This window comes from Acidilutibacter cellobiosedens (assembly GCF_004103715.1).
In the GTDB taxonomy this organism is placed as follows: Bacteria; Bacillota; Clostridia; order Tissierellales; family Acidilutibacteraceae; genus Acidilutibacter; species Acidilutibacter cellobiosedens.
Genome location: NZ_CP035282.1, coordinates 269,596 through 282,426, shown reverse-complemented (window position 1 = coordinate 282,426; position 12,831 = coordinate 269,596). Strand labels below are relative to the sequence as shown.

The 12,831-nt window shown below is 30.8% G+C and carries 9 protein-coding genes and 1 pseudogene; all 10 read right to left on the bottom strand.

The window, feature by feature from the left end:
• Nucleotides 1-90 precede the first annotated feature (90 nt).
• Nucleotides 91-2,799 (bottom strand): annotated as a pseudogene (locus tag EQM13_RS01370) (hypothetical protein); the annotation flags it as partial.
• A 57-nt stretch (nucleotides 2,800-2,856) separates the two neighbouring features.
• Nucleotides 2,857-3,624: a HEPN domain-containing protein gene (locus EQM13_RS01365; RefSeq protein WP_128751723.1), complete on the bottom strand. Its 768-nt coding sequence runs from the start codon at nucleotides 3,622-3,624 to the stop codon at nucleotides 2,857-2,859.
• Between the two features lie 180 nt (nucleotides 3,625-3,804).
• Nucleotides 3,805-4,926, bottom strand: a complete 1,122-nt coding sequence (locus EQM13_RS01360; protein WP_128751722.1) for a hypothetical protein — start codon at nucleotides 4,924-4,926, stop codon at nucleotides 3,805-3,807.
• Between the two features lie 119 nt (nucleotides 4,927-5,045).
• Nucleotides 5,046-6,530, bottom strand: coding sequence for a recombinase family protein (locus EQM13_RS01355; protein WP_128751721.1), 1,485 nt, complete (start codon nucleotides 6,528-6,530; stop codon nucleotides 5,046-5,048).
• Nucleotides 6,523-8,190 (bottom strand): recombinase family protein, encoded by a 1,668-nt coding sequence (locus tag EQM13_RS01350; protein WP_128751720.1) that lies wholly within the window; start codon nucleotides 8,188-8,190, stop codon nucleotides 6,523-6,525. The genes EQM13_RS01355 and EQM13_RS01350 overlap by 8 nt, the downstream gene beginning before the upstream one ends.
• A complete protein-coding gene (locus EQM13_RS01345) occupies nucleotides 8,183-9,859 on the bottom strand; it encodes a recombinase family protein (protein WP_128751719.1) in 1,677 nt (558 codons plus the stop codon). Before EQM13_RS01345 ends, EQM13_RS01350 begins: the two co-directional genes overlap by 8 nt.
• A 100-nt stretch (nucleotides 9,860-9,959) precedes the next feature.
• Complete coding sequence (locus EQM13_RS01340) at nucleotides 9,960-10,190, bottom strand: hypothetical protein (protein WP_128751718.1); 231 nt, start codon at nucleotides 10,188-10,190, stop codon at nucleotides 9,960-9,962.
• A gap of 454 nt (nucleotides 10,191-10,644) precedes the next feature.
• Nucleotides 10,645-11,076 carry an RNA polymerase sigma factor gene (locus EQM13_RS01335; protein ID WP_128751717.1) on the bottom strand — a complete coding sequence of 144 codons (432 nt, stop codon included), beginning with the start codon at nucleotides 11,074-11,076 and terminating at the stop codon, nucleotides 10,645-10,647.
• Nucleotides 11,077-11,630: 554 nt separating this feature from the next.
• Complete coding sequence (locus EQM13_RS01330) at nucleotides 11,631-11,855, bottom strand: hypothetical protein (RefSeq protein ID WP_078054362.1); 225 nt, start codon at nucleotides 11,853-11,855, stop codon at nucleotides 11,631-11,633.
• 196 nt (nucleotides 11,856-12,051) lie between these two features.
• Nucleotides 12,052-12,633, bottom strand: a complete 582-nt coding sequence (lexA, locus tag EQM13_RS01325; RefSeq protein ID WP_240662978.1) for a transcriptional repressor LexA — start codon at nucleotides 12,631-12,633, stop codon at nucleotides 12,052-12,054.
• Between the last annotated feature and the right edge of the window lie 198 nt (nucleotides 12,634-12,831).

The window sequence follows — 12,831 nt, the reverse complement described above, 5'->3', positions numbered from 1 at the left end:
GATTTCCCCCCATTTTAAATCATTTCTCAATAATATTAATTCAAAGTTAAGACAAGCCTTCAATATAAGGCCTGCCTTAACATCTCTGCTTTAAGGATTAATACTACTCGCTAAAATAGTATCTATCATTTTCCCAATATATTTATCCCTGTCATCTTGTTGGAACAACACATTCTTCTCTTCTAGAAATTCTTTAGTTATGCTGCCCCGCCAAGTATTCCTTATATCTGTAAATGTTGTAAATGACAGTATGAATGAATTTAAGATTATCCTGCTATTTCCTATCCTTTTCTCAATATCTTTTATCTTTTTATAAAATTTGATTTTAGGGTTTTCCTCTCCGCCTTCAAGATATCGAATACCCTTTGGATCAACAAAAGTAATATACTGTTTATCCTTATAAAGTATCCACATAATAAAATCTGGATAAAAATTCCCCGCTTCAAAGAAACCAATTCCTGCTTTGCTTTTATTCCTTAATAAATAAAGATCCTTATCCTCAAAGAATGAGGAATTGCTGTCATAATAATTTTTTAAATCAGTTACAAAATTCTTTTCTCCTTCGTTAAGGTTAACAGGACTGACTTCCACCTGGGTTTCGCCTTTAGCTATAAAAATAAGTGGTGTATAAAAATGACGTCTAAAATCAAAAGGTTCAAATCCACCATGCTTAAATCTACTCATATCTATATCCTTCAAAGAACCCTTTTCTATTTCCTTTGATAACTGGTTAATTTTATATTTCAATGACTCTGTCTCGTCATCATCATAAACAGTCACTTTATATTCCTTTATAAAGTTAGGATCATCTTCTTGTAAACCTTTGTATTCTAATCTTGGCAATTCCCAAGCTGACTTCTTGTAATGATAATAAGCTTCACAATACTTTTTAAGAAGTACTGTAGCAATTTCCTGCCAGCGTCTATAATTTTTAAAATTAGTAAATTCCAGCTCTTCCTCGGGTAACTCCAGCTTGTACCAGGTAGGGCTTGCGAGCAACTCTTTTAACATATCTTTAGAAATATTGAAATTGTACCAAGACTTTTCATTCTTATATCTTTGAATCTCAAAATAAATTTCATCAAAATCAATAAACGCAATATGCTTTTCAGATAATTTTCCTGTATTCTTGTAACCTTGCTCTTTGGCTTTCTCCCTGTTTCCACTTTTTATTAATTGCAATTTAGGATACCAATCCACGACTATTGGTCTTTTTTCCATTAAGCCCTCGGGAAAACCTAATATTGGTTTAGGACCATTTTTCTTAAAATCTAAATTGCTTTTTACCTTAAGTGTTTTAAGTTTGTTTGTAATTTCACCCTTTATATTTCTAATAACAGGCAAGGTAATTTCCTTTTTACCTTCATTATTTGGCAAACCTTCTTCTTCCAGATACTCTTTAAATTGTTGCATATAATCTGCTCTTACGCCAAAGATATTAAGGGTCTCAACTGGTTTAATGATTTTGGGAATTTGTTTTTCATTTATATCTTCTAACCTACTGCTTCTTTTTAAAGAAAACTGATAGCCTTTCAGTCTTACCCCTCTGCCAAATAGCTGAATTACCTCTGAACCTTCACTTCTCCCAATATTGAGTAGCCCCATTGTACTTACACGCCAACTGTTCCAGCCTTCTGTGAATTTCTTGGAACCAATTAATACATTTACACTCGAACTTTCTTCATTAAGATGTCTAAAAAGAGAGTTGGAAAATTCCCTAGTCTCCGTTAGCAAGCCATTATTATCGCACAGTTTAATAAGTTTAGTATCATCACCAACATTTATAACACCAAAATACTCTTCTTCTCCCACTCTTAATCCGATTTCGCCTTCGATTCCCTTTAAATTATCGATATGAAGTTGTGCTCCTGGAACATCAGCATTAAAAACTGTTTTTAGCATATCCATATATACTGCTTCATGGGTCATGTTTTTGCTTATAATGTAAGAAAAACTATCTTTAAATATTTCCCTTCCTTTTTGATCCAGTAGCCCTGGGCTTCCGCTTAAAAGCCTCTCTATGTTGCCTATACTCTGATCAATATCTTGTATAAAGTCAGAAAAAAGTAACAGCACATCTACTACGTCCGAGACATCCTTTTTGTTCCTTCTATATACCGCATTAACTGTTCCACCGACAAAAACAAGTAGAGGTTTTTCTAATAAGAATGGTATTAGCTCTCTTTTGTTTTCCTCATAAATCTTAAGCTGTTGATAGTAAGACATCAAGCAGGCAGTAAGGTAAAGCTTTCTTCTATCCTCATCCGTATCATCAGCTAAATTTAAAATGCTATAATCTTTTCCATAGCCATCTCCATAGAAGTACCTATAAGAATAATCAAAAAGGATAGATTTTGCATATTCCTGCTCCAGTTCTTTCTTTTTCGCAGATTTTATAGCTTGACCAAAGGTCGCAGAATACTCGAAGGAAAAACCGTTTTCACATATTCTATCTCTTTTATCCTTCCATTCTACTCCGCTCGAACCCCTGTGCCCTTCATCAACCAAGACTAGATTGTTGCTTTCAAAAGACTCTACAGCTACAGTTTTGTCCCCTGATTCATCCCTTAACTTGTGAATATCTATAATATCGATTTGCTTATCGTAGCTGGTAAACAATCCTCCAGCCTTTTTATCAAATAGTGACCCTTTTAAATTTGATAAATCTAGTTCTTCTTTATGTTGGGCTGACAATCCCTCATTGGGAGTGAGTAATATAATGCGATTAATTTCTCGCATCTTTTCATATTGCTTTAAATAGTGCAGAAATTGCAGAATGTTTACATGCATAATTAAAGTCTTTCCAGAGCCCTATCGTGTCAAGGGTATGATACAATAATACTGGCTACAATAACTTTAAACTTCATCTATTTCTATCCATTCATGCTCAAAATCTTCCAGACCTAAGAAATAAGGTATTGGCTTTTTTCTTTTATCATATTCAATAACTATAACTGGTAAGTTAAAATTATAAGCTACATAAAGTGAAAAAATTTGTCCAAAACATAAAATACATTTTTGGTATTCATTTAATTTTTTCTCAGAGAAAATTAGATTGTAATTTCCATCATGCACAATATTATGTCTTGTTTTTATAACTTCATTCAAGTTTTCAAGCCAATTTGGTAATGATTTATCTAAAGAAAATTTTTTTATTATTTTATCAGAACTATCATATTTATTAACAACAAAACTACCTATTTCTTCAAAAAATGTTTCACTTTCAAAAAGAACTTTAAAAGCTCTCTCAATATCTTTAATGTTTTGAAAATTGAATATTTCTGCAAGCAAATATTTATTTCCTTTATCCAACTCACCACTTATTGTTAAACTATATTCTTTAGTCACTAGATCATAATATCCTGGTCTTTCTTTTAAGATAAATATAAATATATCTCTTAATAAAGTTTCTATATAGCTAATCAGAGATACAATGCACTGTTTCATTGAATATTCTATATATTCCTTTTTTACAAAATTCTCTTTGCTTAATTTTAATACCTCATAAGAAATCCCAAAATTTATTAGAAATCGCATAGCAAATTGGTTAATATCTCCTCTAGAATCAATTTTACTCTGAACTTTGTCTATAATATGTTCATTAACTTTAATCTTTTTCCTCATTTATCCTCCAATATTCCACAGATTTTATTAGTTTTATATCTAAAAACATTCTACTTAAATAATTCTTTTCCCTGATAATACTAGTTCTACTAATATTGTTTATATCATTTATATAAGTTTTTTTAATCTTTTTTAGAGACTTAAAGTTTAGTATTTTTTATCCATGCCTATATACTAACATCAAATATCATCTTTTTCCTTTTTTGCAACTTCTTTTGATAATTCTAATAGAGATTTTTTAGTGGTTTTTTCAATATAGTTAATTACTTCTGCATCAGATAATCCCTCCTCTGTTATATATCTTACGTTCTCATCCTCTAATCCTATATCCCTAAATACTTTATAATAAGCATTCAAAATATCATTTTCCCCAATTTTTCTAGTATAGTTATTTTTTATACTTATTGAGTTTGCATCTTTATCTATTTGCCTTTTCTCTATATTAATACTTTTTGTAACTTTAGCATAAATTTTAGGAATTTTAAATCGTTTTGCAATACATACTCTATGTTTACCTTCATGTGGAAAGTAATGTCCTTTGTATTCTATTAATTCTATTTGATCATATAATTCTTCTGAAGTACAATAACTATCACTTTTAAATTTTTCAAGCAAATACCCGCACGTTCCATAATTAGAACATAGTTCTAAAATTCCTTCATTATAACTAGAACCCTCTAGCATAGTTTCAACATCAAAAACTTTATAATCTTCTTTGAATGTATTCATTAAGTCTAATGTCTGGAATATATCCCAAACCACACATCGACCAGCCCCTCCACCCATTGTTGTAGGATAAAATACTTTTTTTGTGTCAACATACATACCTCTCGGATCAGATCCTCTATAACAACTTTCATTCTTATCATTTTCTATTTTTTCATATAGACTTTCATCTTTATTTTTGAATCTTGAAGTAGTATTTTTAAAGACTCCCTCTAATATTTCTATATTATCCCTTTTGTTTCTTACCTCTAAAATTATTTCTACACTTTGATTATTGAATCTATATTTAATTATTAATATAGAAAGAGTAATAAATAACTTCTTAATAAAATTATTTGTATCTTTATATTCATTATAATATCTTGTGAAAATGTCGTCATCCCATCTTTTCTTTATAGTACAATATATTGAAGGCAATAATTCAAAAGATTTATTTAACACACTATCATCTGATTGAAAACTACTTGTACTAACATAAGAAAATTCTGAATCATTGAATCTTATTGTAACTTTTGGTTCCTGCTTTTGTATGCCTTTAAATATGATTACATTTCCTTTAATTAAACACCCACTCATTAAATACACCCTCCTAGCCATCAAAAATATCAGTTGATTGTAAAACTTGGATAGAATATACAAAATTCCTAAAATTCTGTAGAAAAGGAGACCCTAACAGTGGATCTCCTTCTATTGTACTATTGATATTCTATTCTTTCTATACCTTTACTAGAAATGTAAATTGTTTTAATATATTTACCTACTACATCTTCAGTAAGGGTTTCTATACTTCCGCTCTCTTTAAACTCCTTATCAATAGCTTCTATACGTTTATTATTTTCTTCACTAGACTCTTGTAACAGGTCTTTTATTTCTACAAAGTCTTCTCTTGAAATCTTACCAAACTTATAGTTTTCAAACTCTATCCTTTTCTTTTTTAATAGCTGGTCATTCTTATCATAAAGTTCTTTTTGCTCATCAAGAAGTTTCTTCTTTTCCGCCTTATCTATATGAAATTTATCCTTTAAAATTTCAAATACTTCTTTTTCTAGTTCTTTATAATGAGGTAGTTTTTCTTCCTGCTCAAGCATTCTACAGTGATAACAGTAAAGATTAATTCCTATTAACTCTTTTCCATTAGAGCTTTTACCAAACCTTATTTTGTAACCACACTTATTACATCTTACAAAAGTTGCAAGAGGACTATTTTTGTATTTACTCTTACTTCCTCTGAAACTATTTCTATGCCTTGATTTTAATGCTTTTCCAACTTCATCAAATGTTTCTTTGCTTATAAGAGCCTCATGATTATCATAGATTCTTATCCAGTCCTCTTTGGGATGGTAAATAACCTTACCACCATCAAGCTTACTTTTGGTTGATTTATTAAATACAAAAGTTCCTGTATATGCTTCATTTTTTACTATTCTTCTAACCATACTAGCAGACCATATTGTTTCTTCTACAGTAGATTCCCACCTATTAGCATAGGCATCATAGCCTTTTATCTCTTTTCTCCTTGCTCTGGCTGTAATAACACCTTCATCATTAAGGATTTTTGCAGTTCCATTTAAAGTATGTCCTTCAAGGATAAGCTGAAATATATATCTAACATTATCTGAAACTGCTTCATCAATGATAAGTTTGTACTTATCTTTAGGATCTTTTAGATATCCATATGGTGGTGTTCCTGTGGTATATTTTCCTTGTTTTCTAGCAGTATAGAGGGCAGTTGTCATCTTTTCTGAAATGTCTCTACTATAATAGTCGTTAAGAAGATTTTTAAATTGTATATCAAGTTCTGTTCCATTTTGAGTTTCTTTACTACTGTCATAGCCATCATTAATTGCTATAAATCTTACCCCCATAAATGGAAAGATATTTTCAAGATAATCACCCATTTCAATATAATTCCTCATAAAACGTGACATATCTTTTACTATAATACAGTCTATTTTCTGTTGTCTTACCTTTAAAAGGAGCTTATCTAGTCCTGGTCTTGAAGTAGTGCTACCACTATAACCCTCATCAATAAACTCTTCTATATTTGCCTTTTTGAGGTCTGGATCATTGAAGATGAAGTTCTTAATAATATTTCTTTGAGAATTTATAGTATCTTCTGCATGCCTTGGATTTCCTTTTTCAAGTACAGATATTCTCAGATAAATAGCAATATTATTCACTTGACCTCATCTCCTTTCCGCCTAAAAAACCTTTTAAACTAACTTCTATAGTGTCATTATCATATACATCAATGCGTTCAATATACTTCTTGATAATCTCTTCATCTAGCTTAATATCTTTATTTGAAAACAGATAGTCAAATAATTCTATCTCTTCTTCTGCCTTAGCTTCTATTGATAAAATTTCTAGGTCAAGATTACTTAGCTGCTTTTCATAAGTGGTTAAACTTTCTCTATTAAATTCTCTTTCCTCTAGATAATCTTCTTTTTCAATCTTTCCTAAACTATAGCCTTCGTATAATTTTTTCAAGTCCGAATTAAGTTTTGAAATCTTAAGGGAAAAAGACTTACGATGTTTTTCTGCTAGCTCAGTTTCCATTTTGCTTATTTCAATTATTCTATCTTTACAATCTGCTCCACTTGCGTCAATACTCAGTACACTTCTTAATTTTTTTATTACTAGCTCATCTATATCGTCTTCCATAATAGAAATATATGGAGTCTCAAGCACCATTCCATTATTTTCTTCATTTGTAAACTTATAATAATAAAATTTAGCGTCTTTTTTATTACTTCTAATACTATTTCTTCTTAAAGATAGATTGGTATTTGCATCAAAAATTACACCTTTGTATTTATTAATTGGCTCTCTTTTCATATCATGTCTTGTTATTTTAAAGTGTTCTTTCTTTTTATTGTTATCAAGTATCTCCTGGGCTGCCAAAAATAAATCATTTGAAATAATGGCATCGTGAGAGTTTTTAACAATTATCCATTCATCTTTAGGTTTTTGCCTATAGTGGCCAGACTTTTTTCCTGGAACATTCTCCTTAGTCCCTTGAACAAGGCAACCTGTATAGACCCTTTGCCTAAGCATATTGGCTATTGTACCTTTTCTCCATTGTGGCTCTCCTGGCTCACGTAAGATATTGCCTGTTTTATTATAGGAGCTTGATGTAGAGATATTGTTTTCATTAAGCTCTTTAGCTATTTTTAAAGTATTATCACCAGCTACATACCTAGTAAAAATTCTCTCTACTACTTTCATGCTTACTTCATCAGGCTCAAGTTTTCTTCCACCATCCTTTTCTACTACCCTATAACCAAATGGCGGATTTGAACCTATAAAGAATCCTTGCTTGGCACTTACTGTTTTACTAGTCTTAATCTTTTGACCAATATCTTTTGCATACATATCATTTATAAGGTTCTTTATTAACATTTCAAAGGATAATTTTGCATCAATACCCTTTTCTGTATCAATCTTATCTACAACAGAAATAAATCTTACTCTCAGAAAGGGAAATACTTTATCTACAAGCCTGCCCATTTCAAGATGTTCTCTACCAAGTCGTGATAGGTCTCTTATTATAATACAATTTATAATACCGTTTCTCACATCATACATCATTTCAATATATCCAGGCCTATCAAAATTTGTTCCAGAATACTCATAATCTGTATAAACCTTGACTAAATTCATGTTTTCCTTATTGGCATATTCCTGACAGATTTCTATTTGAGTTTCAATGGAAGATGATTTGTTCCTCCATTCCTCTGTTCTCTCTTGTGAGAGCCTAGTATAAATTCCAGCCCTAATTGAACTGATAATTTTTGCTTCCTCTGTCTTTATAAGATCCCTTCTGGATATTCTAGCCATTAACAGCTACCCCCTCTCTTTGAGCGGATAGGTTCTTAATAGCCATGGTATTAAAGGAAATAAGATTAGAAGTATTACTTTTCTTTACTCCATTTATTATTTTCTTTAATATGTCCAGTTTCTCCATATCATTAAAAAATACTGCTATTCTAGGTCTTCCTTCTTGGTCTTTTTCCTCTACCAGAATTCTATCTACAAATAAAGCAAGTGTTTGCCTATCTATGCTTTCAATATTTTTATACTTCTCCAGGTCTGTAAGCCAGTTTTCTTTAGAAGCAAGTATATCTCCTAAATCTTCATAAGCTTTCTTCCTAATTATAATCTGCTGGTCTATCTCTTTTATTTTTAATTGATAGCTTTTTCTAAAGGATTGAAATTCATCTTCATCAATAAGCTCTTCTTCTAAATCAATGTAAAGAGATCTCCTAAGAGTTTCATATTTCTTTTTATCAGCAAGTAGGTCATCTAAATCAAGCTCGTATTCTGTTTTGCTTAAATCAGTTTCTCTGATTCTTGCAAATAGCTCTTCTTGGTACTTAATATGTTGCCTAAGAATAAAATCTAATGAGGATAAAATATCTTCCTCTATTATACTGTGTCTTGAACAACCTTTACCACGATTATATAAGCCACATATATAATAAATTCTTTGTCCGTTTTTTGTTTTCTGAGTTCTTCTTACAAGTTGATTTCCACAATCTGCACAATAAAGAAGCCCTGTTAGAAAATCAGGTTTTGACTTCCTATTTAGAATATCTCTTCCCATCATCTTATTTGCTACATTGAACATTGTTTCCGTAACAATAGATTCATGAGTTCCTTCTACCCTAATCCAGTCCTCTTCAAGAACTTTAATCTCCTTATTAGACTTATAATTTAGCTTTGTCCTTTTTCCTTGCTCAAGGACTCCTATATAAATTCTATTTTCAATAATTCTATTTATCATCTTGGCCTGCCATTTACTTTTATTTGTGGCAAAGCCTGTTGTAAAATTAGAACCTTGGCTTTCTTTATAGGCCCCAGGAGTTTGGACTCCAAGTTTATTGAGTTCATCTGCTATAGCCTTTGAAGAATAACCTTCAATTTTCATTTCAAATATTTTCCTAATTATATGAGATACTTTTCTATCAATTATAAGATGATTTTTTTGCTTCTTATTTTTCTTATATCCATATGGTGCAAATGCTCCTATGAATTCTCCCCTCTGTCTTTTAGTTTTTTGAGAACTTTTTACTTTCATAGATATATCTCTACAGTAACTATCATTAATAAAGTTTTTTATAGGAAGAATAAGATGTGTGTCACTTACATCAGCATTTTCACTATCATAGTTATCATTAACTGATATAAACCTAACTCCCATTTGAGGAAAAGTTTTCTGAAGAAACTTCCCCGACTCAATATAATCTCTTCCAAATCTTGAAAGGTCTTTTACAATAATCGTTTTGCAGTCTTTCTTTTCAAGGTCATTAAGCATTCTTTTAAAATCTGGCCTATGAAAGTTGGAACCTGTATAACCATCATCAATAAATTCCTTGACAAGCTTAAAGCCTGCCTTATCAGCATAGCTTTTTATAAGTTCCCTTTGATTTGTGATAGAATTGCTTTCACCTTCATCCCCATCATCTCTTGATAAACGAAGATACATATAAGCTTTAGTTTTATTCATTTCTCTTCTCTCCTTAATAAATATTTTGGGTGCAATTTATTAAGGATTTCAGAAACTTTATATTTTCATCTTACCGCACTTATATATATCTGTCAGCACCCTAAATCCTTAATTCTAATTTACATAAATCTGATACAAAATCATCCATACTAACTCTTGTATCTCCTATACAACAATTAACAAGAACATTACCTACCTGAATAAATATGTTCTTTTTATCCTCAGGAATTTCTGCTAGTTCTTGATCTATGTATCTTCCCATTGATAATTCATCTTTACATTTATGATTGACAGAAGAAGAGTTCTCATTTTTATCTTTAATAGTTTTCATTTCGATACCTCTTCTTTCTTTAATATTTTTAAATTTAAGTTTAATGACATTGACAAGTGCCTGGTAGCTACATAGGAATTTCACCTCTCCCCTTTTCTCGGTGGGAAGCAACAACGTATAGAAGTATCATTATCACCATTTATATCTTCGCAAAAAGGCCTACCAGACCTTTCCTGTAGCAAACTATCTATCGCTTTCACTTTTGTTTCCTTTGCATTTAGCGTTATGCAAGTATTTATTTAAACCGAAGGTATACTTCAGCAAAGTGGTCATGGCGTAGCTTCTACTGGCTCCATAAACGGATATTGTCCTGTCTTGGTCTATTCAGTTATCAAAGTTCAAATTAATTTATAAAAATATCTTTTATTATTTAGGGAATTGCTTAAATTACCCCTTATATTTAACAGTGAAAAAACTGCCCCTCTGATTCGCTATTTTTTAAAAAACTTTTATTTTACTCCCAATCTATTAAGAATTCTTTTAACTTTTTTAAGGTTTTTTCTTTTCTTCTAAAGACAGCTCCTTGGCTTATATTCAGTTTTTTAGCCAAGTCTCTTTGTGGTATTTCCTCAAAAAAAAGAGCCTGAATAATTTCCCTTTCTTCAGGGTTTAACTTATTCAAGGCTTCATGAAGAGCTGCAATCTGCATTTTTACAGCTACTAATTTTTCGATGTCAATACTTTTATCTGCAAATCTCTCCTCAATAGTTCTATCTTTTTCTTCTGTAACAAGTTCTGAGAAATAACTTAGTTTATTCTTTCTATCTAGCCTTTTAAGATAATTTTCTCTATTGGTTTCTTGCCAATATTCTTTATAAATTTTCTCTGATACATCTATCTTTTTATCTCCTACAAAGAGATAGTAATTCTTTTTATTTTCTTTCATTTTCCATAACCTCCTAATTTTAAAAATCAATAAGTTTTTAAAATTAGAGATTATGGATATCTAGCAATGTAGGTTTCCCATCGTTTTTTCATATGCACCTGCTCTTTCTTTTGTTTAAGAGCCGACGCATATAACGAAAGTATTTGGGAAATAAAAAAAGAGCCACACAAAACAGATTTATCTATTCAGATAAATACTTCCGTTTTGCGTGACTCTTAAGGATTCTTGTTCAATTTATAATTGAATGCTTGTCCAGTTCAGATCATTCAACAAACTCTTGATTTATAACTGTTGTTCTTAAGGGTTCTAGCCCAGTTCAACATCTCTGTATAAACCTCAATCTATTAAATTTTCTTTGAAATATGTAAGTATAGAACTTTGACTTATTCCTGGATTCTGATTCCAGGTTCAAAGTATTTTATCTATGTGGTTCCTAACGGTACAGGCCGAATACAGTCCTCCATAGATTTTTAATTTATGTTCCCATTCTTAAGAGTTCTTTGCTCAGTCCAATGGCTACAACATAAATTTCACAGAAACTCACTTAATATTCCTTATATTTTTTCTTTTTCTTTATATCCTACTGAGCCTTCAGCTACCATGGATATCTTCTTGTCTGGATGAAAAATAATCATCCCATTGGTAATTTCAATTTCTATGTTTGCCCCACATTTGGAGCATTTAATTTCCATATCATTAAAGCTACTTGTAAAACCACTTTTACATAACTCCTTCCCACAATATGGGCATCCTATAATATATTTTTTTCTTTTTTTCATCTGCAATCCTTCTTTTCTTATTGCCTTCTAAGTGGATTAGGGAAAGAAAACTACAGATGAGTTACTAATCTAACACCTACATACCACAGAAGGCTATCATTTTTTTCTTCATCTTAAATCCTTCTTTTCTAAGTTTATTGTTAGAAATTGACTTATATCAATTTCTAACAATAAACATAATTTTTTACCCTAGAAATTAAATTAGATCTTTCATAATTTTTACAGCTACCCCTTGAATAGAACAGTTTGCTATTACTATATCTGACATATTCCTATTTTCAGGATGAAGCCTTACGCACTTATTTCCTTTATCAAGATATAATCTTTTTAATGTAGTGCTTCCATCTTCAAGAAGAGCAACAACAATCTGACCTTCATTAGCTTCTTTCTGTTTCCTCACAACTACCAAATCACCATCTTCAATTCCAGCTTCTATCATAGAATTTCCATTGGCTCTAAGGATAAAATAATCTCCCTTATCAAAGAATTTTACAGGTAAGGATACATAGCTTTCGATATACTCTTCTTCTAAAAGAGGAACCCCACAAGATACTGATCCAAGGACAGCCGCTTGTATCATGTCAGTTTCCATTTTTTTAATGGTTGGCGTTATGATTTCTTTTCCATTATATTCGAGCATACCTTTTTCATCCATCTCTACAAGATAACGGTATACAGTACCATTATCAGTTTTTACAGCTTTTGCAATTTCTCTGGTAGAAGGAGAAGTCCTATAATGATTTGTGTATTCATTGACAAAATCAATTATTTCTTTCATACGTTTTGGACTTTTTGTTCTCATGTTCTACCTCCTTTCTAATCACCAACGAACTGTTGGTGATTACTATTATAATGCCTATAGGAAAATATTGCAATAGTTCTTTCAAAAAATATGGTAATTTTTATTTTAGGTCTGGCCACCAGCCATATTAGAGTGATATAATTAATTTATAGATATAGGAAATAAAAAAATAAT